General features: G+C 54.2%; 3 protein-coding genes. All 3 read right to left on the bottom strand.

Annotated features, from left to right (window positions below; all coding sequences use genetic code 11):
• Nucleotides 1-425, bottom strand: a 425-nt coding sequence (locus ACESLU_RS11965; RefSeq protein ID WP_372638880.1) for a heparan-alpha-glucosaminide N-acetyltransferase domain-containing protein, incomplete at its 3' end; no start/stop codon positions are given.
• Between the two features lie 3 nt (nucleotides 426-428).
• On the bottom strand, nucleotides 429-2,612 hold the full coding sequence (locus ACESLU_RS11970) for a hypothetical protein (RefSeq protein ID WP_372638881.1): 2,184 nt from the start codon (nucleotides 2,610-2,612) through the stop codon (nucleotides 429-431).
• Nucleotides 2,613-2,792: 180 nt separating this feature from the next.
• The coding region (locus tag ACESLU_RS11975; protein WP_372638882.1) for a hypothetical protein at nucleotides 2,793-4,721 on the bottom strand (1,929 nt) is incomplete at its 5' end.

Raw genomic sequence — 4,721 nt, forward strand, 5'->3', positions numbered from 1 at the left:
CACCATTGTGTTCTCCTTGAGGTATACAGGAACAGCAGTGCACAGGCGAAAAAGACAACGGCTATCCGCTGCAGAACACCCGGAATGCGGATATTCGCAAAATCAAAGCCCGGAAATATGTTCAAAAATACTCCAAGCCCGAAAATAATGAGGCTCCGCTTTACAATTTTCGGAACCATCTCGCCCCGCTCCCTTCCCCGGGAAAGATACTTGGTGTAGGCCAGGACGATAGAAACGCCTACAATAAAAATAAAGAAGGGAAATATATAGTCCGTAGGCGTTATGCCGTTCCACTCGGCGTGGGCGAGGGGACCAAAAACATAGTCATGCGCGCCCGGGGTGTTGACAATGATCATGGCCCCTATGGTTATGCCGCGGAAAAAATCCAGGGAGATCAATCGTTTTGAAAGTGGTTCGTCAGCCATAGTCTAATTATTTGCATTGGTTACAGGAACAATGACATCCAGGTATCTGCCCATCCAGTACGGCAGCAAATACTCATCGCCGGCCAGGGACCTGAGTCCCCCGTTCCCCTCGTCAAGATCAAAGGGGTTGGCATTATGCCGGTGCGTCTCCCGTTCCCCGGGGGGAAGCAGTTCCCTGGTCGTTTGTCCCCTGAAGTTGGGCTCCAGGAATTCGAGATCCTTGCGGTGCGAGTTTTTGACATCCCATCGAATCATATCGAGCTGAAACTCCCTGAGATGCCACTGCACCGAAGGCAGGTCGATGTCCCCGGACGTGCCATAGGTAATCAGGTTCCACAGGGCATTGCGCTCCGGCTTTTCGATATCCCAGTGGTCGGTGATGACCTCCGCGTATGTCTGCCGGAGCTCATCATTCAAGGCATAATGATATAATACCCAGTAGGTAAGAAAAGCCATTTCATCATCGGAGTGGTTCCAGCCCCCGTCCCCCATGTCGTGTCCTTCATGGATATAGCCCGGCGTGGGACCGATTTTTTCCAACGGTATCCTGATATTATCCAGGTACCCGTGATCCTCGAACAAGCGGTACATCTCCTCTTTATAGATCTCTTTCCCCGTCAGCTCATAGGCCAGTTGAAGTCCCGCCGTGATCGTTATACTGCCCAGCTTGCGGTCCACCACGGTTTCGGGATACCAGTTGATATATTCCGGATTCCAGCGTCCCCAGAGCGTAGGCTCACCATCGATATCCACAAAATAGTAGTCATTATCAATGATATGGGTCATGATCTGATCGATAAACCGGGCAACCCGGTCTTCTTCCCCTGCCGTCAAATCAAGGTATTGATCCATGATACCGGCGACCCATATGTAGGCCACGAATTCATCGCTGCTGGTCGTGCCTTTCCACTCCCACTTTTCATCCCCGCCCGGACGCCAGTCCTCGGGTCCCCCCGACACCCGGTATCCTTTCCGCTCGAAGGTCCGTGCCGGAAAGCCCTCCAGCGGATTTATGGAAATCAGCCGTTCGTATGCCTCGAACGACTCCAAGGCGCGCCTTTTGGCTTCTTCGGCCCCCGTCGTAGCATATCGAAAGACCTCGCTGCCCAGGTAGAAGGAGGTCCACAGCCCGTCATTATCCGTATCGTGCATCTCCATCGTTGTCATATCGCCGGGCTCGCTCATTCTCACCTCTCCGATCAAGCCATACCGCAGGTGCCGCTTCCGGATTCGGTCATAAAAGTAATCGGCCTTGTCCTTCAGGGTCATCTCCTTGAAATGGACCTCCGATATTCCCTGCTCCGTCAGCGCATAGGCGTTTCCCTCTGAGTCTACGGCCACGTCCAGCACCCGGTCGTCCTGCAGCCACCTCCGGAAAGCGTAGTAACGGTAGTCCTCCAGGTTCTGGGTGGCATACATCCCGATATCGGAACCGGCCCACAGGCGTCCGTCCCGGTATGCCAGGGAGGTAGCCGGGATGACCGGCAACTTCGTCCTCAGGGATTCCTGTTCTTGCCAGCTTCCCGCAGAAACAGCATAGTATCCTTTGTCATTGGAGACAAATAACGCCTCGCCGCCGAATGTCCAGTCCATAATATGCGCATCCTCAACCACTTGCCGGGCCGTGCCTTTCTCGTATCTGTAGATGCCCGTACCGGTTTGCAAAAAGAAATCGCCTCCATAGCTTTTGACTTCCAGTATGGGTTCCTCCAGGGTCCCGGTCTCTCTGCCGCGGTTCGTATCAAGCGCGACGTGCTCTTCCCCCGCAAGCAGCACGTTCCCGTTATCATTGACGGCGATTTGCGTATATTCCTGCGAATCAAACGATCCGTAGGGTTTGCCGGCATGGGCATTCGACAAGTAGTGATCCTCATACAAATAATACAGTATTCCGGTTCCGTCCTGAATGGTTATATCCACCGGCTTTTTATCGGCGAGGGGACGATATCGCCGGTCGGGAACCAGCTGATCTTCAATAATCACAAACAACCCTTCATTGGTGAGCGCATACACATTGTCATCCCGGTCGATGACCAATTTTTTCATCCGGAGATCGGCATCTGTCTCCTCAATCGCATATTTTTTCGATACCGGTTGAGGATAGGTGCTATCCTCAAAGGATTGCGCGTTCATTCCCGTCCACTGTAGCAGTAATAGCAAAACCAAAAGCCAAGTTGTCCTAATCATATCTTATCGTAATATTTTTTAATTCGTAACTGTCTGTTGAATTTTAAAGTGTGATAGCTCCCAAAGAGCCGGAACTAATTTATGGCCCCGTCTTACCGCTTATTTTACGGTTGAACGGGAACTGTATGTATGTAACATTCAGGTTTACCGCCGGAGGCCCAAACAGCCGCGGCGGAGCGTTCAACGCTTTTTTTTAATTAACCAGATTTCGTTTAGCCGCGAATGCTGCCGCCAGTTCAGGTGACGCTCATCTTTCATTTCCCACGTGAGCCTCAGAGCCCCGTCCCTGGTCAGGGTCCGGGGAACGTTCAGCTCTACAATCTCGCCGGTCTCTTTTCGTTCTGTGACCGCTTCCAGTGCCTGTCCGTCGGCATAGGTGTAAAACTCCCCCACCCCCGTCAGGCGTATGCTGTAGCGGGCATCGGGGTCCAGTCCCCGGTACTGCATGACCGGCCAGCGCATGCTGCTCATCCAGGAAAGCCGCGCCTTGCTGTATCCGTCCTCCCACCAGTCGAAGCCCGGGTTGTCACTCAGCTCGAACAGCGGGTCGTTATCCGGCGCATGCAGTTTTACGACATGGGGACTTTTATACACGTTTCCGACATCGTCGTAGAAGCTTCCCTCTCCCGGGCTTTCCCAGCTTCCCATTTGAACCAGGCGCTCCACCTTTTGGGGTTCCGGCCAGGCCGATATTCGCTCAAATTCGGATTCGATCCACCACCGGTTGTTCAGGGGACGATCGACAAAATCCAGAATGGCACTCCGCTCCGGGTTTTTCGCCCGGTACAGGGGGACACTCGACTGGTAGCCGATCTCCCGGAACAGCTCATCCGCAAGGTGGTATATCCGGTCTTTCCAAGGGTCATTTTCAACATAGGTTCGCGCGCGGTTCAAAATTCCCTTTACAGAGTCTGTTACGGCAACCGAACCCAGCTCTTCGCTTTTTCGCAGCACGGCATTCGCCTGCTGCTCCAACTTCTCCTCCTGGATAAAGCGCTTTCGAACCAGCGCATCGTAATAGGCCCGTAGCAGGTACATGTTCCAGCGCCACGCATTGCCCGTATTATCAAGCTCCCGGTCGCGGCTCATAGCCTGCCACAACCGAAGCGTCCCGGTAACGGAGCCGTTATATTTTATCGCGCCCTCCCAATTTTGCTCGAGGGCGAAAAGGGCGTCGGCGATGCGACCGGCATCACGGGAATCCAGGAAGTAGTTGGCATAGTCTTGTACCAGATCACCGATATCTGTTTCCTGGTCCCACCCCAGCTGGGACCACACCATTTTGTTCAGGTCGTCGTGCATGCCATCGGAGTAGGTGATAAACCCATCGGTATATTCCTCGGTATGACGAACAATATTTTGGTATCGCAGGGGCTGGGGATTGACCGGCTCCCGTCCGAGCGTGAAATTATAGGCCGGATCCCACCACCAGTTGGGATATTGACACCGAACGGTATGGGTAATATCCGGGTAGTGCCGCAGGGCATACTGCTCCGAAAGTGCCGCGCGGGTTTCCGCCATCGGGGGGCTGCTTGGTCCCGCAACCAGTCCACCCATCCACCGGGGGGATTCCCTCGCCAGGTAGTCGTAGACAAACTGGCTGTCATCCGGGTCAAATCCCTGCAGCGAGAGCCACAACGCGGCATCAGGGTGATGTTTTTTTAGGATACTCGCCATCTTCTCCATCATCGGCAACACCCGCTCCGGGGGATTGTCTCCTGGATCGCCGCCCGGAATGAAAACCGCATCCAGCCGGGGCAGCGCCCGGTAGAGCTCTTCCTGCCGCCGCAGATAGTCCCCGGCTTTCTTGGTATCCCCGAGATCGAACTCGATGGGGGTCCATATCCAGTAATCCAACCGGTATTTCTTGCTGAGACGGCTTACTTCAACGTTCATCTGCCGCCTGGACAGCGTAAAATGGGGGGATGGTTCGCCGTGACTGGGCGTATTTTCGATGCTGTTGGTCCCGAAAACAATCATATCGCGCAGGTACTGCTCATACTGCCGGGGCGTCCATGCATCATAGGAGTTCGCCGTATTGCGGTAGCCTATCTGGTGGCCCCGAATCGGCTTGTCGGGAGCAGTGCTGATGCTGGTTCCGTCCCATTG

Source organism: Fodinibius sp. (assembly GCF_041642155.1).
Lineage (GTDB): Bacteria > Bacteroidota > Rhodothermia > Balneolales > Balneolaceae > Fodinibius.